Annotated in this window: 18 protein-coding genes; 14 read left to right on the top strand and 4 right to left on the bottom strand. The window is 43.4% G+C overall.

Annotated features, from left to right (window positions below; translation table 11 throughout):
• Positions 1–27 precede the first annotated feature (27 nt).
• The 3 genes from DI53_RS06465 to DI53_RS06455 form a co-directional block, all read right to left on the bottom strand.
• A complete protein-coding gene (locus DI53_RS06465; RefSeq protein ID WP_193790637.1) occupies positions 28–714 on the bottom strand; it encodes a response regulator transcription factor in 687 nt (228 codons plus the stop codon).
• A gap of 19 nt (positions 715–733) precedes the next feature.
• Positions 734–2,551, bottom strand: a complete 1,818-nt coding sequence (locus DI53_RS06460; RefSeq protein ID WP_037496894.1) for a sensor histidine kinase — start codon at positions 2,549–2,551, stop codon at positions 734–736.
• A gap of 396 nt (positions 2,552–2,947) precedes the next feature.
• On the bottom strand, positions 2,948–3,910 hold the full coding sequence (locus DI53_RS06455) for an isopenicillin N synthase family dioxygenase (protein ID WP_037496893.1): 963 nt from the start codon (positions 3,908–3,910) through the stop codon (positions 2,948–2,950).
• A 286-nt stretch (positions 3,911–4,196) separates the two neighbouring features.
• On the opposite strand from DI53_RS06455, the gene DI53_RS06450 reads away from it, so the two are divergent.
• From DI53_RS06450 to DI53_RS06420, 7 genes are all read left to right on the top strand, one after another.
• A complete protein-coding gene (locus tag DI53_RS06450; RefSeq protein WP_037496892.1) occupies positions 4,197–4,646 on the top strand; it encodes a MarR family winged helix-turn-helix transcriptional regulator in 450 nt (149 codons plus the stop codon).
• 32 nt (positions 4,647–4,678) lie between these two features.
• Positions 4,679–7,105 (top strand): 3-hydroxyacyl-CoA dehydrogenase/enoyl-CoA hydratase family protein, encoded by a 2,427-nt coding sequence (locus DI53_RS06445; protein WP_037496891.1) that lies wholly within the window; start codon positions 4,679–4,681, stop codon positions 7,103–7,105.
• Positions 7,106–7,152: 47 nt separating this feature from the next.
• On the top strand, positions 7,153–7,512 hold the full coding sequence (locus DI53_RS06440; RefSeq protein ID WP_037496890.1) for a four helix bundle protein: 360 nt from the start codon (positions 7,153–7,155) through the stop codon (positions 7,510–7,512).
• Positions 7,513–7,669: 157 nt separating this feature from the next.
• Positions 7,670–8,842 carry an acetyl-CoA C-acyltransferase gene (locus DI53_RS06435; protein ID WP_037496888.1) on the top strand — a complete coding sequence of 391 codons (1,173 nt, stop codon included), beginning with the start codon at positions 7,670–7,672 and terminating at the stop codon, positions 8,840–8,842.
• Between the two features lie 50 nt (positions 8,843–8,892).
• A complete protein-coding gene (locus DI53_RS06430) occupies positions 8,893–10,671 on the top strand; it encodes an acyl-CoA dehydrogenase family protein (RefSeq protein WP_037496886.1) in 1,779 nt (592 codons plus the stop codon).
• 375 nt (positions 10,672–11,046) lie between these two features.
• Positions 11,047–11,598 (top strand): RNA polymerase sigma factor, encoded by a 552-nt coding sequence (locus tag DI53_RS06425; RefSeq protein WP_037496884.1) that lies wholly within the window; start codon positions 11,047–11,049, stop codon positions 11,596–11,598.
• Positions 11,588–12,229 (top strand): hypothetical protein, encoded by a 642-nt coding sequence (locus tag DI53_RS06420; RefSeq protein WP_037496880.1) that lies wholly within the window; start codon positions 11,588–11,590, stop codon positions 12,227–12,229. Before DI53_RS06425 ends, DI53_RS06420 begins: the two co-directional genes overlap by 11 nt.
• 42 nt (positions 12,230–12,271) lie before the next feature.
• Here the strand turns inward: DI53_RS06420 and DI53_RS06415 are convergent, their stop codons facing one another.
• On the bottom strand, positions 12,272–12,646 hold the full coding sequence (locus DI53_RS06415) for a DUF3127 domain-containing protein (protein WP_037496877.1): 375 nt from the start codon (positions 12,644–12,646) through the stop codon (positions 12,272–12,274).
• Between the two features lie 70 nt (positions 12,647–12,716).
• Between DI53_RS06415 and DI53_RS06410 the strand changes: the two genes are divergently transcribed.
• From DI53_RS06410 to DI53_RS06380, 7 genes are all read left to right on the top strand, one after another.
• Positions 12,717–13,877, top strand: a complete 1,161-nt coding sequence (locus DI53_RS06410) for a THUMP domain-containing class I SAM-dependent RNA methyltransferase (protein ID WP_037497098.1) — start codon at positions 12,717–12,719, stop codon at positions 13,875–13,877.
• A 4-nt stretch (positions 13,878–13,881) separates the two neighbouring features.
• Positions 13,882–14,532 (top strand): HD domain-containing protein, encoded by a 651-nt coding sequence (locus tag DI53_RS06405; RefSeq protein WP_037496875.1) that lies wholly within the window; start codon positions 13,882–13,884, stop codon positions 14,530–14,532.
• Positions 14,533–14,611: 79 nt separating this feature from the next.
• Positions 14,612–15,373 carry a glycerophosphodiester phosphodiesterase family protein gene (locus DI53_RS06400; RefSeq protein WP_037496872.1) on the top strand — a complete coding sequence of 254 codons (762 nt, stop codon included), beginning with the start codon at positions 14,612–14,614 and terminating at the stop codon, positions 15,371–15,373.
• Between the two features lie 79 nt (positions 15,374–15,452).
• Entirely contained in the window at positions 15,453–16,286 is an 834-nt protein-coding gene (locus tag DI53_RS06395) for an endonuclease/exonuclease/phosphatase family protein (protein WP_037496870.1), read from the top strand.
• 112 nt (positions 16,287–16,398) lie between these two features.
• Positions 16,399–17,661, top strand: coding sequence for a peptidase T (gene pepT, locus DI53_RS06390; protein ID WP_037496868.1), 1,263 nt, complete (start codon positions 16,399–16,401; stop codon positions 17,659–17,661).
• 55 nt (positions 17,662–17,716) lie between these two features.
• Entirely contained in the window at positions 17,717–18,280 is a 564-nt protein-coding gene (locus DI53_RS06385) for a nitroreductase family protein (RefSeq protein WP_037496866.1), read from the top strand.
• 102 nt (positions 18,281–18,382) lie between these two features.
• Positions 18,383–18,829: a copper resistance protein NlpE gene (locus DI53_RS06380; protein WP_037496865.1), complete on the top strand. Its 447-nt coding sequence runs from the start codon at positions 18,383–18,385 to the stop codon at positions 18,827–18,829.
• Positions 18,830–18,877 lie beyond the last annotated feature (48 nt).

Below are 18,877 nucleotides of genomic sequence, written 5' to 3'. Positions count from 1 at the left end.
TCCTATTTCTCATTTTGGACTGTTCTGTTAGCTTACCAAAAGCTTATAACCCTTTCCATGTACATTGACAATTTCCACATTAGGATCTTCTTTAAGGTATTTGCGAAGCTTACTTAAGAAAACGTCCATACTTCTTCCCGTAAAATAGTTATCATCGTGCCAGATTTTTACCAACGCTTCTTCGCGAGTCAGTACATCGTTCTTATTCAGACACAGCAGGCGCAATAGCTCCGCCTCTTTGGTTGATAGCTTCTGTTGCTGCCCTTTATAGGAAACGATTTGGCTGGTGTAATCGAAATAGTATTCGCCAATCTCAAATTTATCGGCCACTTCCTCTTCTTTGTCTTTTGAAACTCTCTTTAGCAAAGCATTTATACGGAGCAGCAATTCTTCAACGCGGAAAGGTTTGGTGATATAATCGTCACCGCCAAGCTCAAAGGCTTGTGTTTTATCTTCCATCATTCCTTTTGCTGTTGCATAAATGATAGGAACTTTTTTGTCCATTTTCCGGACGTCTTTGCCTAGAGAAAATCCGTCCTTCTTTGGCATCATCACATCAAAAATGCACAGCTCAAAAGTTTCTTTGCGGAAAGCAGCGAGTGCCTCGTCGCCATCTTGGCATAACGTAACATCGAATTTTCCTTTAAGTTCCAAATAATCTTTAAGAAGTTCACCAAGGTTTGGATCGTCTTCCGCTAATAATATTTTTTGCATATAAATGTTCAATTTAAGCCTAATTCAGCGTAGTCCCTTTCAAAGGAAAGGATAGCTCAAAGATTGTGCCCTTGTCTTTTTCGCTCTTCACCTGAATTTTGCCATTAAGTCGTTTTACAATGTCATTAACATAACTTAAGCCAAGACCAAATCCCTTCACATTGTGCACATTCCCTGTTGGGATACGATAGAATTGGTCGAATATCTTTTCTTTTTGATCCTTTGTCATTCCCATTCCTTTGTCGGCAATGGTTATAACAATGTTGTTTTTGGAATTAAAAGTTTTTACCGTTATGTCCGGAGTTTCTCTGCTGTATTTGATGGCATTGTCAACTAAGTTAAAGAATACGTTTGAGAGATGCAATTCATCGCCTGTAACTAAATCGTTAACTGCGGCCATATCGGTTGTTAACGTTCCGTTTGCTTTTTGGAGCTGTAAAGCCATACTATCTAAAACGCCAGATACCACCTCGTTTATATGTACATTAACTTTTTCGATTTTTAGATTTTCTTTTTCCAAGCGTGCGATATTAAGAACGCGCTCAATATGATTCCCTAAGCGCACATTTTCATCATAAATAATATTAGCCAAACGATTCACGCGGCGTTCGTCCGATGATATTTCGGGGTCTCGTAACGATTCACTGGCAATCATTATGGTCGCAACTGGCGTTTTAAACTCGTGCGTCATATTATTCATAAAATCCGTCTTCATCGCCGAAATTTTCTTTTGCTTGAAAATAATGCTTAGCGTATAGGCGAATGCTCCAATCAACAGGGCCAGTAGCGCTATCATGGGCAGTAGAAGATAGCTGATGTTGTCCCGTATTATAGAAGGCTTGTCAGGGAAATAAACTGTTACACGCCCCGGCGATCTTCCTAAATCATTTTCAAAAAGACGCGTGCTGTAATTAGCTCTTGCGGCGTTTTTTGCGCCTTCCTTTTCACGCCAGGTTTCGTATACCAACAAGCTCCGATCGTCCCTTACCTCCAAATTAAAGGGCGCATGGATATCTCGCTTGCTGAGTTCATTCTCCATTTCATTCTTTAGGTAGGTAAAGTTCACGCGGTCTCGAAAAGGGCGCTTTGAAAGTTCTTCCGCCGCAGCTACACTGGTTACCAATTCTTTGTTTTTCCCACCCATCACAGCTACACTATCGATTAATGTTTGCGCGGTGTTAAGCGCCAATTCCTGTTCTAGCGCATGGATCCGAAAAGAAATCTTTAGATCCGCTCTCGGTGGTAGTACACGAACAACCCAGTTAATATCATTATATGAATTTAAGAAAGCAAGATACCGCGTGCTATCGTCCTTCGCAGGAATCATGGGTATTTTTTTTGTCGCATACACTTCAACAACGTTGTTTTGTATGTCGCGGTCAATTTCTCCTGGAAGAATGCGTATGGTTACAAAATCATTATAGCGTGTCCTTTTGATGTATGTTTCATAAAACGAGTTTTCAATGTATGCAATAAGTGGATAGCGGGATCGTAACAGGTCTTCTTCATCCTTAAACTTTTGTTCTAGTTCATACTGCTGTATGCGAAGTTCTTCGATACGTTTTTGGAGTGCTAACTGTTTGGCGAGCGTTTTCTGCTTAGCCTGCTCTTTCCTGTATTTTTCGCGATCAATCTTTTGCTGCTCCTTTACAAAATCATACACCTCACGTTTTTCAATTTTACTCGCAACGGTGAGAAGGGAGGCAGTCACCGCCTCATCAAAGAGTTGTGACTTCTGTTTGTAAGACTCACGCACAAAATAATATTGCATAGCCATTACCCCAAGTAGAGCGATAGACATTAACCAAATTATAAGCGTGATGCTCCGTTTTTTCATGTGTTACAAAAATAGGTATGTAAAAGCTTCTAAATGTGCATTTAACACAATTTAACAGCTGATTTTAGGCATTCGATATCCGCAATAATAATGAATATAAACGATCTAAACATCTACATTTCATGCATGCTGTATACGAATACTCTCTCCCTGCAGCAGTGCAACTTTTTGGCGGATAGGCTAAAAGTATTTTTTGATAGTCGAAATCAAACGGGAGGTTATAGGTTTCCAGTTGACTGTCAGTTGATTGGATATTGTGGTTTTGATGTTAGCTGCGCTTATGGTTTAGCGTTGCCAAGGCAAACGCAGCCTCTGAAAATAGTAATATGATTAGCCCTTGTAGTTGCGGCAAGGCAGTCCGTTATTGGTATGAACGGACTGCATGTCCAGCTTTTTTTACATTTTCAGTCCGATTTCGCGAAGTCTTTCGTCTAGGTATTGTCCGGCCGTGTAATCGTCGTAAGCTTTCGGATATTCTTGCGATATGCAGGATTCCAAGCTAGCTAAATTCATGCTCGCCTTTGGATGTAAGAAGAATGGAACGGAAAATCGAGACGTGCGCATCAGTTCTCGAGGCGGATTTACCACACGGTGCGTAGTGGATTTCAATTTGTTATTTGTGAGACGCTGAAGCATGTCGCCAACGTTAACGACAATGTCTTCACCTTTTGCCTTAATAGGAAACCAATCACCGTCCTTCGTTAACACTTCAAGACCATCAGCACTCGCGCCAATCAACAGCGTGATCAGGTTGATATCTTCATGTGCCCCCGCTCGAACAGCATCCGGAGAAATAGTATCTGGATTTTCTATAGGGAAGTAATGTATAGCGCGAAGAATAGAATTGCCATTAATTACAAATTCTTCGAAGTAATTTTCCTCCAATTTTAGATAGGAAGCAATAGCTTTTAAAAGGCTTCGGCCTGCATCTTCCAATTTTTTATATACTTCAGCAGTCACCTGATTAAAGCGCGGGAGCTCATCGGCCAAAATATTGTCTGGAAAATCCGCTTTGGAGTAATCCTCGCCGACAATCGTTTGGCCGCGTTGCCAGAATTCTTTTAGATCTGGCGTGTTCGCATCTTTGGCTTTCTCTTTTCCTTTCGATGTATAGCCGCGTTGTCCCGCAAGTTCAGGGTATTCGTATTTTCGCTTTACGGCGTCAGGAAGCTCGAAAAAAGACTTCACTACTTGGTATAATTCGTCGATAAGCGCTGGGCTTAATCCATGGTTGGCTATGGTAACAAAGCCTGTTTCGTTAAAAGCTTTACCAATGTCTTGGACAAATTGGTCGCGCTCCACGCTGGAGCCTTGCGCGTATTTCAAAAGATCTAAGCGGGGTATGTTCACTAATGCCATATGCTTTTTTATTTGCTAACAAAGGTAATGTAATAATCAATGCATCACGATGCCTTTTGTTTATAATCTGCCTTGTATATGTTTTAAAGATAAGGAAATCAGTTGGTAAAAGTTTTCCACATTTTAAAAAGAAAACGCGAGCTGTATCGTTATATAGCCAATGATTATGAAATCGGCCTGAATACGAGATAGTGGGCATTGGTAGCGAAAATCGAAAAAAAGAATTGTTTTTATCGATTCAATAGTTTAGATTTGTTATGCTTGCATAGTAAATGTAGATCAAGTTATGAGCCAGGAAAATACAATTGATTACTTTTTAAAGACCAGTTGGCAGACAGTAGCCAATAAATATAACGTTATAGCCTCCCAATTTGGGTTTACTCAAGCGGCCGGCTATATCCTCATTAATATACATAAAGAGGGTACCTCTGTATCGCAGATTGCCAATTCAACGGGGGTAAAAACCACATCACTTTCTCGGGTTTTGAACAATTTGGAGTCATTGGGCTTTATTTACAGAGAAATTAATGCATCTGATAAACGATCTGTAAAGGTTTACCTCACCCCATTGGGGCGTGAAAAGAGACAGATAGCGAAGAATGTCGTGCGCGAGTTTAATGAATTTTTAGATGCGCAAATCCCTGCGAAGGAACGGGAGCAGCTTCTTGAATCGCTGCAAAAGATTAATTCGTTGGCGGCGAGTTATGTTCCAAACGTAGAGCAAGATGTTAAATAACAGTTAGTATAAACTAAATAAAATAGGATGACATGAATAGAAATATTAAAAAGGTAGCTGTTCTGGGTTCCGGTGTGATGGGGTCTCGAATAGCCTGCCACTTTGCCAATATTGGGGTAGAGGTTTTGCTTTTAGATATTGTCCCTCGCGAGCTCCTTCCTGCGGAAGAGTCGAAAGGGCTGACGCTTCAAAGCCCGGCTGTCCGTAACCGGATAGTTAATCAGTCGCTCGACACAGCGCTGAAGACCAACCCATCTCCCATCTATAGTAAGAGCTACGTCTCTCGCATTACTACGGGTAATTTCGAGGACAATATGAAGGAAATCGCAAGCTGCGATTGGGTTATTGAGGTCGTCGTAGAGCGTTTAGATATCAAAAAGAAGGTGTTTGATCAGGTAGAAGAGCACCGCAAAGCCGGCACGCTGATCACCTCCAATACTTCCGGTATTCCTATACACTTGATGGCGGAAGGCCGTTCAGCAGATTTCAAAGCAAATTTCTGTGGAACACATTTTTTCAATCCTCCACGCTATCTCGAGCTCTTTGAAATCATCCCAACTGCAGATACCGATGTCGCTGTTGTTGATTTTCTGACGCATTTTGGTGATAAGATGCTTGGAAAAACAGTGGTGCTATGCAAAGACACTCCGGCTTTTATCGGTAATAGAATAGGGGTGTACTCCATGCTCGCACTGACTCACTTGGTTGAAAAATTGGATCTTTCTGTGGAAGAGGTTGATAAATACACCGGTCCAGCCATGGGGCACCCAAAATCTGCAACTTTTCGGACAGCGGACGTTGTGGGATTGGACACGCTCGTGAATGTAGCAAATGGACTCGATCAGAATGCGCCAAATGACGAGGCTAAGGGAGTTTTTCAATTACCGGCCTATATCAATAAAATGGTAGAAAATAAATGGCTGGGTGAGAAAACGAAGCAAGGTTTTTATAAGAAGGAAAAGGATGATAAAGGCAATTCCGTCATTCTATCGCTGGATTTGAAAAGCCTTAGCTATAAAGAACAGGAAAAAGTTAAATCGGCAACGCTGGAAGCGACCAAGCCCGTGGATGACATTCGCAAGCGGATGAAAGTGTACGAGGGCGGAACAGATAAGGCGGCGACGCTTTTCCGTGCGATGCACTATCCGCTATTTGAATATGTTTCTAACCGCGTGCCTGAAATCACGGAAGAGTTTTACCGTATTGATGACGCTATGCGTGCCGGTTTTGGATGGGAACTAGGCCCTTTTGAGGTATGGGACGCTTTGGGCGTGCGTGAGACAATCGCGAAAATACAGACCGAAGAAAAACGCCTGCCCGGTCAGCGCGGGGAAGTTGCTGCTTGGGTGCATGATATGTTAGCGGCGGGCTGTGAAACCTTTTACAAAGTCATCGACGGCGTGAAAAACTTCTACGATATCGCTTCCAAAAGTTATGCGCCTATTCCGGGAGCTGAAGATCTGATCGTGCTTGACCACATCCGTGATGAACATACCGTCTGGAAAAATTCAGGAGTCACGATCACCGACTTAGGAGATGGCGTCATCAATTGTGAGTTTCATACTAAAATGAATACGATTGGCGGGGATGTCATCCAGGGGCTTAACAAGGCGATAGATTTAGCCGAGCAGCAATACAAAGGACTTGTCATTACTAACGAGGGCAAGAACTTTTCGGCCGGCGCGAATATCGGAATGATATTTATGATGGCGGTAGAGCAAGATTACGATGAGCTGAATATGGCGGTGAAGATGTTTCAAAATACAGCCATGCGAATTCGCTATTCGTCCATTCCGGTCGTGGTAGCCCCGTTCCAACTTACGTTAGGCGGTGGTTGTGAATTTTCTATGCATGCTGATTTTGTGCAGCTGCATGCGGAAACCTACATGGGTCTGGTTGAATTCGGTGTCGGCGTTATCCCGGGGGGCGGTGGTTCCAAAGAGTTCGCTTTGCGTGCTTCCGACGAATATCAACCCGATCAGATCGTGCAGAACACGTTGAAAGAGCGATTTCTGACCATCGGACAGGCTAAAGTTTCTACGTCGGCAGTCGAAGCGGCAGAACTTGGCTACCTACAAGAGGGGAAATACGCGATCACCATGAATCGGAAGCGCCTCCTGGCCGATGCGAAGGCAAAAGTGCTTGAGCTAGCTAATGCAGGTTATGTGCAGCCAGCAGCACGTAAAGATATCAAGGTGCTTGGAAATCAAGGTTTAGGTATTGTATATGTAGGTGCATCGTCTATGCGAGCCGGTAACTATATCTCCGATCACGATAAAAAGATTTCTGAGAAACTAGGATGGGTGATGTGTGGCGGCAATCTTTCCGCTCCCACCGAGGTGTCTGAGCAGTACCTGCTCGATCTGGAAAGGAAAGCCTTTCTAGAGCTATGCGCCGAACGTAAAACGCTAGAAAGAATACAGCATATGCTGACTAAAGGAAAGCCTTTGAGAAATTAGGGCGTATAGCGTAGTGAGTATTGCGTTAAGCGGATTAATAGAGCGATATGCATAAATTTCAAGATTTGAAAGTTTGGCAAAAGGCGATGGATTTGACGGTAGATGTGTATAAGTATACGGATCACCTGCCACAATCGGAACGTTTCGGCCTTTTATCACAGGTAAGAAGAAGCGCAGTTTCCATTTGTTCAAACATCGCGGAGGGCGCGGGTCGAAATTCTGAAGGTGAATTTATCCAATTTTTAGGTATAGCCAATGGTTCTGCCAATGAGTTACAAACGCAAATTGAATTGCTTGATAGATTGAACTACCTAGATAATACGTCTAAGATCGCTTTGTTAGATCGCGTTGACGAGATACAAAAAATGCTATTTAAATTAATGAAAGCATTAAAAAAAATAAGCTAAAGCGTATCGCATTGCGCATTACGCACTACACAATACTAAATACTAAAAAACTGATGAGTTCATTGTCTCAATAGGCAATACTCACTACTAAATACTAAAAAAGCTGATGAGTTCATTGTCTCAATACGCAATACTCACTACTAAATACTAATTAAAAATGGAAGCATACATTATAGCAGGATATCGTACCGCGGTGGGCAAGGCCCCGCGAGGAGTTTTTCGTTTTATGCGTGCCGATGATTTGGCCGCAGATGTTATAAAGCATATGGTTACTACAATTCCAAATTTGGATGTAGAGCAGATAGATGATGTTATCGTCGGCAATGCGATGCCAGAGGCCGAACAGGGTTTAAACGTCGGGAGGTTAATTTCCCTGATGGGCTTAAACACGGATAAGGTGCCTGGTGTAACCGTTAACCGGTATTGTGCCTCTGGTTTGGATACTATCGCCACTGCTGTGGCGAAGATCAAATCGGGTATGGCTGATTGCATTATTGCTGGCGGTGTGGAAGTAATGTCGGGAATGCCGTTTGGGGGATGGAAGATCGTTCCAAATCCGGTCGTTGCGAAAGAGCATCCAGACTGGTATTGGGGGATGGGCCTAACAGCTGAGGCCGTGGCGAAAGATTTTAACGTGTCTCGCGAAGACCAAGACGCTTTTGCACTAAAATCGCATCAAAAAGCCGTTGCTGCCCAGCAAAACGGTCACCTGCAGGCCGGAATTGTGCCGATTAAAATACAGGAAACCTATATCAAAGATGATAAAATAGCAACCCGTGATTATATCGTTGACAAAGATGAGGGGCCACGTGCGGATTCATCTGCAGAGGCACTAGCTAAATTGCGGCCGGTATTCGCTGCCGATGGCTGTGTCACGGCGGGTAATTCTTCTCAAACGTCAGACGGAGCGGCCTTTGTGTTGGTGGTATCCGAGAAGATGTTGAAACAATTGCAGGTAGACCCTATAGCACGTTTGGTAAGCTACGCCGTTGCTGGCGTTCCGCCACGCATCATGGGGATTGGCCCTGTAGCGGCTATTCCAAAAGCGCTAGCACAGGCGAATCTGCGCAAAGAAGACATCGATCTTATCGAATTGAACGAAGCATTTGCGTCGCAGTCATTAGCCGTGATTCGGGAGCTGCAACTGGATGAATCGAAGATTAATATCAATGGCGGTGCTATCGCATTAGGCCATCCGCTGGGCTGCACAGGAGCAAAACTTACTGTCCAACTTTTAAATGATCTGAAAAGAAGAAACGAAAAGTATGGCATGGTAACCATGTGTGTCGGAACAGGGCAGGGTGCTGCGGGTATTTTCGAAATGCTGTAGTACCAACATGTAACAAAATAAGAGAGAATAAAAAAGCTAAATAAAGAGATATGAGCAACGCAATAAAAGGAGGGGAGTTCGTTATTCGTGAGACTCCATATACCGATGTATTTATTCCGGAAGAATTTGATGAGGAAGCCAAGATGATTCGGCAAACCTGTCGAGATTTTTTGGAGACTGAGGTCTTAAACAAATTAGATCGCATCGATTCCCAAGAAGAAGGCCTTATGCAGAACTTGTTGGAAAAGGCCGGTGATCTGGGCATGCTTGGTGTTTCCATTCCGGAAGCATATGGCGGCTTTGGAAAAAACTTCAACACCTCAATGCTGGTCACTGATGCTGTGGGTGGCGGCTATTCTTTTGCCGTAGCACTTTCCGCGCATACGGGTATAGGCACATTGCCTATTCTGTATTATGGAAACGACGAGCAAAAGCAAAAGTACATCCCTAAATTGACGACTGGAGAATGGAAGGCTTCCTACTGCCTTACAGAACCCAATGCTGGTTCTGACGCCAATTCTGGGCGCACATCTGCGAAGCTGAATGCGGAAGGTACCCACTATTTGATCAATGGTCAAAAGATGTGGATCACCAATGGCGGCTTTGCTGATATTTTTATTGTGTTTGCCAAGATTGATGACGATAAAAACCTAACAGCGTTTATCGTGGAGAAAGACTTTGGAGGCATCAATATGAACCCCGAGGAGCATAAACTGGGGATTAAAGGATCATCGACCAGACAAGTTTTCTTCAATGACTGCCCGGTGCCGGTAGAAAATCTGCTTTCCGAGCGCGAAAACGGATTTAAAATAGCCGTAAATATCCTCAATATCGGACGCATTAAATTGGGCGCGGCAACGATAGGCTCTTCCCGGTCTATCATTACGCAGGCGGTCCGTTACGCTAACGAGCGGTCGCAGTTTAATTTACCTATTTCCAAATTTGGCGCTATACGGTATAAACTTGCCGAGATGGCTACCCGGCTCTATGCAACCGAGTCAGCAACATATCGTGCAGGTCAAAATATTGATGATGCCTACGAAGCTTTGGTAGCTTCGGGGATGGACGAAGCCAAAGCAAAGCTCAAATCGGTAGAACAATTTGCGATCGAGTGTGCAATTATCAAGGTTTGGTGCTCCGAAATGCTAGATTACGTGGTGGACGAAGGGGTGCAGATTTACGGAGGTATGGGCTACTCGGCAGAGGCGCCTATGGAGCGCGCTTATCGAGATTCACGGATCAACCGCATCTTTGAAGGCACGAATGAGGTCAATCGCTTGCTCATTGTCGATATGCTGTTGAAGCGTGCTATGAAGGGTGAGATAGATTTGATGGGGCCAGCTACCGCTGTCGCTGGCGAGCTTATGGCTATCCCTGATTTCGCGGAAGAGGTGCAAGCCCCTTTCGCTGCAGAGAAAAAGATCATTGCTAATTTGAAGAAGGCAGGTTTACTGATCGCTGGAGCGGCAGTACAGAAACTGATGATGTCTTTGTCAAAAGAACAGGAGATCCTGATGAACATTGCGGATATAATTGGTTACGTATATATTGCGGAATCTGTTCTGCTAAGAGCTGAAAAACTTTACCACACGGTAGGAGCGGAAGCGGCTGAGCTGCCATCAGATATCGCGCGCGTATATTTATATGGAGCAATTGATAAGATTCATGCAGCTGGAAAGGAAGCTTTGTATTCATTCGGTGAAGGCGATGAGTTAAAAATGATGCTAGTCGGATTAAGGCGATTTACAAAAGCGGAACCCTTTAATGTGAAAGATGCACGACAGCGTATTGCTAAAAAGCTAATCGACGAGAATCGGTATACCTTTTAAGGCGTTATATATTTTTGGAAAGCCTGTTACAACTACGTGACAGGCTTGTACATTTCTCGTGCCATCTTCGTCAATCAAATCTCCTATAAATTCCAATTAATAGTGAACTAAGAAGGCTTTCTAAAGTTTGTGCTGGTGTAGCTGGGCCATCATTTAGCATTTCTTCTAAACGGGTGGTGTACATTGTGCATCAGCTTAAGAAACTTCGTTTGGACTTTGCAGTCAGCACCATTGGTTAACCTCTAGATTACATTGTTTCTTGCCTGTGTTTGTTCCAGTAAGTTCAGGAGTTTTTGATATGTTTTATCCAAAGTATTTAAACATTTTGTATGGATTTTGTTAAATTGAAGCATCTTATTAGTGTAGAAAAATAGTATGAACGAGAAGGAGTTGTTACATGACTATAGGCGGACAGGCGATGTAGAAACGTTGGGCAAATTATATTCGCCCTATATGTCGTTGCTGTATGGTGTGTGCTACAAGTACCTTCAAGACCAAGAGGCAAGTCAGGATGCTGTGATGCAGATCTTCGAGCAATTAATTGAAAAATTGCGTATTCATGAAGTGGATAGCTTTAAGAGTTGGCTATATGTATATGCGCGCAATTACTGCCTCATGGAATTACGCAAGGGGAAGGCGCGCACGTTTGTCGATATTGAAAATCACCTGCTCGAATCGGAACAAAAGCTGGGTGCTACAGTGGGCGATGAACGTTGGACGGATCAGGATTTCGATAGCATGCAATCTTGTTTAGCTACGCTTCAAGAAAAGCAGGGCCTTTGCGTGCGGATGTTTTATATCGAGCAGAAATGCTATAAAGATATCGCGGAAGAGTTAAAAATCGATTTAAATCAGGTGAAAAGCCATATTCAGAATGGGAAACGTAACCTGAAAATATGTATGGAGAGTAGAAAAAATGGAAAATAATTACCAATTATCAAGGATACATAACTATATCCATGGTTTGATGAGTAAGGAAGATATGCATGCACTTGAACGCGAAGCGTTGGACGACCCATTTTTGCAGGATGCCATTGACGGCTATAGATTGCAGAACGGCGTGGATGCCAAATCGTTGAGTTTATTGCAGCAAAGGCTGGAGCGTCGCTTGCAGGCAAATGCCCAGCGGAAGAACAGTTATTTTTTCGGTTGGCAGCGTTTGGCAATAGGTTTAGTTGCCGCCGTGATGTTTATTACCGTATGCACGTTGGTACTCATGCGGTACCTGCCTAAGCGGGGTGCAAATACCGTTACGGAAGTAGAGTTGATGGATGATAAGCTACACTCCACTGTGGTTGTTCGCCCGCTTTCAGGAGCAGATGCTGTCCCCAATGGCGGATGGGAAGCATTTTCGGAATTTGTAGCCGACAATCACAACGTTGATAGCAAAGAAAAACGCGTAGCGGTGTTTTTTAAGGTGGATGCGGCAGGGAAAGCCTATGATATAAGGCCACAAGTAAGTGATGCTGCGATGCAAGAAAACGTTGTTGATCTTTTAAGGAGGGGGCCGGAATGGAAAGGGAAAGAAGGATATATTGAAATTGTCTTCTCCGATTAAAGCAAAAAAAAACCTTGACTTTCATCAAGGTTTTCTTATTTCTTAGAACGGCAAGTCGTCGTCATCAGCTCCAGATGATGTAATATCTACTGGAGGCATATCAGCATAACCCGGTGCGGAAGCTGCTTGCGCAGTATTAGCTAATTTTGTGACGCGCCATGCAACAAGTGAGTTAAAATAGGTGGTAACACCATCTTTGTTAGTCCAAGGACGGCCGCGTAAATTGAATGAAACCTCAATTTCATCGCCAATAGCTAAGTTGTCAAATATATTTACACGATCTTGAGTAGATTCAAAACGAATGTATTCTACAAATTGTGGGTTTTCTGCGTAAGCAACAATTAGATCTCTCTTTTTGAAAGATTCTGTAACCTGTTGCGTTGCGCCTATCTCGTGAACTTTTCCTCTTATTTCCATATCAAAACGTATTAAACTGTAAAATTAAGCATTTTTTGCTAAGCAGAATAAGTAACTTTGCAAAAATATGATGGAAGTTTTCAACACCCCCAATAAGGTAATTATAACCTGCAACCGACGATTATCTCCGTATTTGGAGCAGGAAGTCAAGGATTTAGGCTTCACTATCGTCCGTGCTTTTAATACCGGCGTAGAAATAAAAGCCTCTGTAAATGAGTGTATTCGATTGAATCTGAATCTTCGTGTTGCCAGCCAAATTCTTTACGAAATTAAGTCGTTCCGTGCGAAGGATCCAAACGAGCTTTACCAGAACTTGCTTTCGATCGCTTGGGAAGAAATTATCCCCTTTGATAGTTATTTTACTGTAACATCTACCGTGCATAATGAGACAATTACGACGCCACTTTTTGCCAATGTAAAAGTAAAAGATGCTATCGTTGATCGTATCAAAGATAAGAAAGGTATGCGCCCGAATAGTGGTCCTGATATGCACAAGTGTGTCGTCCATTTGCACTGGATGGAAGAGAGGGCTGAGATTTTTATCGACACCTCAGGAGAAACGTTAGCCAAGCACGGCTATCGTAAGCATCCTGGCAAAGCGCCCATGTTGGAGGCCCTTGCTACATCGACCATATTGGCCACCGGTTGGGACAAAAAATCACCTTTCGTAAATCCGATGTGTGGTTCGGGGACCTTAGCTATCGAAGCTGCCCTGCTTGCCCAAAACCGCGTTCCGGGCTTACAGCGCATGAACTATTCCTTTATGCATTTCATCGGCTATGACGAGGCTGTGTTTTTCGAGGAGCGTCGTCGTATCAAAGAGATCACCGAAAAAACGAATCTTCCGCCGATCATCGCTTCCGATATCTCCGCCGAAGCCATTGAAATATCAAAATTAAATGCACGGACGGCTGGTGTCGAACATCTGATCACCTTTGAAGTTGGTGATTTTGCAGATACTACCGTGCCTGAAGGGAATGGCGTCGTGATGTTTAATCCAGAATATGGAGAACGCTTAGGTGTACATAGCAAACTGGAAGAAACGTATAAGCGAGTAGGCGACTTTCTCAAGCAGGAATGCAAGGGCTATCGCGGCTATGTCTTTACTGGAAATCCAGACTTAGCAAAGAAGATAGGCTTGCGTGCATCACGCCGATTTGAATTTTTCAATGGTAAATTGGATTGTAGATTGCTTCAGTACGAGCTATACGAAGGAACAAAGGAGAATTAATACGATGCAGAACTCCATTATCGAACAGACGGTCACCTTCGTTAAAGAGCGTTTGAAGCATGCGGAATCCGGGCATGATTGGTGGCACATTGAGCGGGTGTGGAATAACACGAAACTGCTATTGGAAACGGAGTCTGCCGACAGGACGGTTTGTGAACTAACAGCCTTGCTGCATGATATCGCAGATAGCAAATTTCACGATGGCGATGAGCAGCTCGGCCCGCGTATTGCTGGGGAGTTCCTGACGGGTATTGGGGTCGACAACGATATTGTGGAGCATGTCCAACATATTATTCTTCATATGTCATTCAAAGCATCCTTCGGTGAAGTTACATTTCATTCCAAAGAGTTGGAGGTGGTGCAAGATGCCGATCGTTTGGACGCTATAGGCGCCATTGGCATAGCCCGTGCCTTTAATTACGGCGGGTATAAAAATCGAGAAATATACAATCCGCACATTCCCGTGGATGAACATTTAACAAAAGAGTCTTATAAAAATACCCAAGCGCCGACCATCAATCATTTCTATGAGAAGCTACTTCTTTTACGAGATAAGATGAATACCGCGTCAGGAAAGAGAATTGCTGACAGCCGCCATCACTTTATGGAGTTGTTCCTGCAACAATTCTATGGCGAATGGAATGGGGAGCGTTGATTTAATATTAGGTTAACTTGAATTCGGTATCTTCGTTTTGTAAAAAAAAACGGATATACACTAATAAAAGTAGGTAACAATGAAAAAATCACTGGTTCTATTAACACTTTTTTCGGCTATGAGCTTAGCATCCATTGCACAGACACAGATGATTGCGCACCGGGGCGCTTGGAAAAACACGAAGGTGCCTCAAAACTCGCTAGCTTCGCTACAGGAGGCTGTAAAGCTGAATGCCTGGGGAAGCGAATTTGACGTACATATCACGAAAGATGATGTATTGGTGGTGAACCACGATAACGATTTTTACGGATTGGATATCGCGACATCAACCTATGATGAGTTGTTGACAAAAAAGCATCCTAATGGAGAATCTATCCCTACAGCGGAAGCTTATTTAAAAGAAGGTCTGAAACATAAGGGAACAAAGCTTATTTTCGAGTTAAAAACGAATAAGCTGGGTACGGAAAGAACACTAAAGTCTGCAGAGTTATCTGTCGCCTTGGTAAAAAAGCTGAAAGCAGATAAAGCAGTTGAATACATCGCTTTTAGCTATGATGCTTGTGTAAAATTAAGAGCGTTGGATAAGTCGGCGATGGTGCATTATCTGACGGGTGATAAAACGCCAAAAGAAATCAAAGACGCAAAATTAAGTGGTATCGATTATCATCTTTCCATCTATAAAAAAAATCCTACCTGGATTAAGGATGCAAAAGATTTAAAATTGAAAACCAATGTGTGGACGGTGAACAAAGAAGATGATATGCGTTATTTTATCGAAAACAAAATTGACTATATCTCCACCGATGAACCGGAAGCTTTGAACAGCTTGCTGGGTAAATAACAATTCCTGAAATTTATTTGAAACCTGCCTCGACTTGAGAAAAGCAGGTTTCTTTTTTTATAACACTACATTTAATCCTATGAAAAGTACAATATTGTCCGCAATTCTATCCGTCTTTCTGCTTTGGGCACAGGCACAGGAGATGAACGTCGCTTCCTTTAATATCCGCATGAAGACAAATTCTGATACCGGAAATCTATGGGATGACAGAAAAGTAGCTTTAACCAATTTGGTCAAATACCATGAGTTTGAGATCTTCGGGATTCAAGAGGGTTTTTATGCGCAGGTGCAAGATATGAAACAGCAGTTGCCAGGTTTCAACTATGTGGGGGTAGGGAGAGATGATGGCAAGCAGGAAGGCGAGCATTCTGCGATTTTTTATAATGAGAAGCGTTTTACGGTGATAAAAAGTGGTACCTTCTGGCTTTCAGCCACAGACACTGAAAAGCCAAATAAGGGTTGGGATGCTGTTTTACCCCGCATTTGTACTTGGGGAGTGTTTAAAGATAAGGAGAGTGGCAAGCAGTTTATCTTTATGAATACGCATTTTGACCATGTCGGCGTTGCCGCTCGTCGTGAAAGTGCCAAGCTGATTCTTGCTAAAGCAAAAGAATTTGCAAAAGATCTTCCTTTGATTCTGACCGGAGACTTCAATGTCGACGAGAATAATGAAGCTTATTTCACCTTAGCGAAGAGTGGTATTGTACAAGATGTACATGACTTAGCACAAATCGTATACGAGCCAAATTCTACATTTAACGGCTGGGGGAAAAGCCTGTCTCCAAAAGGAAGGATAGACCATATCTTCATTACAAAACCATTTAAAGTCCGCAAATACGGAATCCTTACAGATACTTATCTAGACAAGTTTCCCTCCGATCATTTTCCAGTCGTGGCGGAGTTGACGTGGTAAATTTCGATACGGATGCGCGGGGCAGCAATGCGTCACTTCAACAAAGTTGTACAATACTAGCAATGGAGAATGCAGAAGTTGTTATTTTTGGAAGATCAAAAAACAAATAAACATGAGTTCGTTCAATATAAATGCAATAAAAGATTTTGAGGTGGCAGAACGCTTCATGCGCTACGTACAGGTAGATACGGAATCTGATCCAAATTCTACCAGCTTTCCCTCAACGGAAAAGCAAAAAAAATTAAGCCGTATGCTGGTTGAGGAGTTGTTGAAAATCGGTGTAGCCGACGCACATCTAGACGAGTATGGCTATGTATATGCAACTATTCCTTCCAATACAGATAAAGATGTACCGGTAATTTGCTTTTGCTCGCACGTGGACACATCGCCCGACTGTTCAGGCAAGGATGTGAAGCCGATTATTCACGCAAACTACCAAGGACAGGATCTGGCATTACCCGATGATCCTTCTGTACTGATCAAGTTTAATGAACATCCGGATCTCAGCAACCAGATCGGGAATGATATTATAACCGCAAGTGGCAACACTTTACTGGGTGCTGATGATAAAGCCGGCGTCGCCGAGATTATGGATGCGGCTCGTCTACTGATGGCAAACCCCGAAATTAAGCACGGCACCATCAAGATACTCTTCACGCCAGATGAAGAAATCGGGAAAGGTGTAAACCATGTAGACCTAGATAAACTGGGGGCCGACTTTGGATACACTATGGATGGGGAGAAAGCTGGTACTATCGAAGACGAAACATTCTCTGCCGATGCTGTACGCATCCGCATTCACGGTGTTTCGGTACACCCTGGCTTTGCAAAGGGTAAGATGCAGAGTGCGATAAAGGTAGCTTCGGAAATCATTCAGGCTTTGCCGAAAGACCGTTTGTCGCCCGAAACAACTTCCAAAAAAGAAGGGTTTGTCCATCCTAACCATATACAGGGTGGCGTTGATAAGGCGGAAATCGATTTTATCATTAGGGACCACGTTACCGCTCACCTACAAAAACACGAGGACGAGCTGCGCGCAATTGTCGAAAGTGTAGTTTCTAAGTACCCCGGCGTAGCGTATGATTTTACGGTTAACGAACAGTACAGAAACATGAAAGAGGTGCTGGATCAATATCCAGAAATTATGGATGTAGGATTAGAAGCCATCACGCGCGCCGGTCTATCCGCGGAGCGTCGCAGCATAAGGGGTGGCACAGACGGTTCGAGGCTATCATTTATGGGGCTACCCTGTCCCAATGTTTTCGCTGGTGGGCATGCATTTCACGGTAAAATGGAATGGGTTAGCCGTCAAGACATGGAAAAGGCGGTATGCACCATATTGCACATTGCCAGTATTTGGGAAGAGCGTGCGTAGCAAGCTCGTAAAATCTTTACACATAAAAACTTAAGTAAATAGTAATATATAACATATGACAAACGACGTATTAAAAGCTATACAATATAGAAGAACGGTGAATCAAAACAGTTTTACCGATCAGGACATCAGCAAAGAAGATCTTTTAACGATCCTAGAGGCCGCAAATGCCGCTCCTACACACAAACGCACACAGCCGTGGCGCTTTGTCGTGTTTCAAAAAGCAGGTTTGAACCGCTTAGGTGCAGAACTCAGTCGCATCTACAAAAACATAACACCCGCGGAAAAATATTCGGAGGCAACCGAGATCAACATGGGCAAGAAAGCTACAACCGCAAATGTAGCCATCGCTATCGTGGTCAATTATACCGGAGACCTTCCCGAGTGGGAAGAGCTTGCTGCAACTTCTTGTGCCGTTCAAAACTTATGGCTTGCGGCGCATTCCATAGGAATCGGTGGTTATTGGGCAACACCAGGACTTATCAACCACCTGGGAGAGTTTTTAGGACTTGAGGCCAATCAGAAATGTATAGGTCTCTTCTACCTTGGACATCATGAGAGTGAAGCCCGCGAACCGGCACGCTCCCCGATTGAGGAAAAAATTCGCTGGGAAGAGTAAAATAAAAACACGAGAGTACTGAATAGCTGCTCTCGCGTTGTTTGCAACCAAGATTGAACGGTTTACTGGCAAACAATTTGCAGTTGAAATGAAAAAGCAATTATGAAAAAACTACTTGGTTTAGTTATGGTTTGCGTGTCTTTTATATCCTGTGGCGGATCTACTTCCACAGATAGTACGAAGACGACAGACACCGTTGCGGTAGCGCCGCAGGCTGCATCAGCACATAACTCGCAAAATTCACTCGACTGGCCTGGAACATATGAAGCGACACTGCCCTGTGCCGATTGTCCTGGGATAAAAACCCGGATCGTGATCAACGAGGATGAAAGCTTCCAGATTACCAGCGATTATCTGGAAAGAAATTTGAAGACGGAAGACAGTGGCAGGATCATGTGGCATGACAATGGGTCTGTAATACATCTGAAAGGGAAGGACAGTGACTTAAAATTAAAGGTGGGGGAAAACCAGCTCTTTCAGTTGGATCAGGATGGGAAGGTTATCGAAGGCGAATTAGCCGCTCATTATATCTATAAAAAGAAAGTATAATGTCAAATTAATACGGAAAGCCTGCTTCATATTGCAGGCTTTTTCTTT

It is taken from the genome of Sphingobacterium deserti (assembly GCF_000757725.1).
Taxonomy (GTDB): Bacteria; Bacteroidota; Bacteroidia; order Sphingobacteriales; family Sphingobacteriaceae; genus Sphingobacterium; species Sphingobacterium deserti.
This window is presented reverse-complemented; position numbering and strand designations above follow the sequence as displayed.

Coding starts and splice junctions, on each gene's coding strand:
- DI53_RS06465 (WP_193790637.1), bottom strand. CDS start 714: ATGCAAAAAATATTATTAGCGGAAGACGATCCAAACCTTGGTGAACTT.
- DI53_RS06460 (WP_037496894.1), bottom strand. CDS start 2,551: ATGAAAAAACGGAGCATCACGCTTATAATTTGGTTAATGTCTATCGCT.
- DI53_RS06455 (WP_037496893.1), bottom strand. CDS start 3,910: ATGGCATTAGTGAACATACCCCGCTTAGATCTTTTGAAATACGCGCAA.
- DI53_RS06450 (WP_037496892.1), top strand. CDS start 4,197: ATGAGCCAGGAAAATACAATTGATTACTTTTTAAAGACCAGTTGGCAG.
- DI53_RS06445 (WP_037496891.1), top strand. CDS start 4,679: ATGAATAGAAATATTAAAAAGGTAGCTGTTCTGGGTTCCGGTGTGATG.
- DI53_RS06440 (WP_037496890.1), top strand. CDS start 7,153: ATGCATAAATTTCAAGATTTGAAAGTTTGGCAAAAGGCGATGGATTTG.
- DI53_RS06435 (WP_037496888.1), top strand. CDS start 7,670: ATGGAAGCATACATTATAGCAGGATATCGTACCGCGGTGGGCAAGGCC.
- DI53_RS06430 (WP_037496886.1), top strand. CDS start 8,893: ATGAGCAACGCAATAAAAGGAGGGGAGTTCGTTATTCGTGAGACTCCA.
- DI53_RS06425 (WP_037496884.1), top strand. CDS start 11,047: ATGAACGAGAAGGAGTTGTTACATGACTATAGGCGGACAGGCGATGTA.
- DI53_RS06420 (WP_037496880.1), top strand. CDS start 11,588: ATGGAAAATAATTACCAATTATCAAGGATACATAACTATATCCATGGT.
- DI53_RS06415 (WP_037496877.1), bottom strand. CDS start 12,646: ATGGAAATAAGAGGAAAAGTTCACGAGATAGGCGCAACGCAACAGGTT.
- DI53_RS06410 (WP_037497098.1), top strand. CDS start 12,717: ATGGAAGTTTTCAACACCCCCAATAAGGTAATTATAACCTGCAACCGA.
- DI53_RS06405 (WP_037496875.1), top strand. CDS start 13,882: ATGCAGAACTCCATTATCGAACAGACGGTCACCTTCGTTAAAGAGCGT.
- DI53_RS06400 (WP_037496872.1), top strand. CDS start 14,612: ATGAAAAAATCACTGGTTCTATTAACACTTTTTTCGGCTATGAGCTTA.
- DI53_RS06395 (WP_037496870.1), top strand. CDS start 15,453: ATGAAAAGTACAATATTGTCCGCAATTCTATCCGTCTTTCTGCTTTGG.
- pepT (WP_037496868.1), top strand. CDS start 16,399: ATGAGTTCGTTCAATATAAATGCAATAAAAGATTTTGAGGTGGCAGAA.
- DI53_RS06385 (WP_037496866.1), top strand. CDS start 17,717: ATGACAAACGACGTATTAAAAGCTATACAATATAGAAGAACGGTGAAT.
- DI53_RS06380 (WP_037496865.1), top strand. CDS start 18,383: ATGAAAAAACTACTTGGTTTAGTTATGGTTTGCGTGTCTTTTATATCC.